Raw genomic sequence first — 237 nt, 5'->3', positions numbered from 1 at the left:
TCCAATAACGGTTTAGGATTAAAATTATTAGGAATCACAGGTGATGAAGTGATTCCCGCCGATGTGTACGCTGAAATTAAAGCTAAAACCATCGCGACCGTTCGTGGAACCGTTCAGGCAGATATTTTAAAAGAAGACCAGGCTCAGAATACATGTATTTTCTCTACTGAATTTGCCTTGAGATTAATGGGCGACGTTCAGGAATATTTCATCAAAGAAAAAGTAAGAAACTTCTAC

At 38.4% G+C, this 237-nt stretch carries 1 protein-coding gene; it reads left to right on the top strand.

What is annotated here, in order from left to right; translation table 11 throughout:
* Nucleotides 1-237: methylmalonyl-CoA mutase family protein (locus ACPYOJ_RS36750; RefSeq protein WP_481420598.1), on the top strand; the 237-nt coding region annotated here is incomplete at both ends.

It is taken from the genome of Rhizobium sp. SVR5-9E (assembly GCF_056755095.1).
This window is presented reverse-complemented; position numbering and strand designations above follow the sequence as displayed.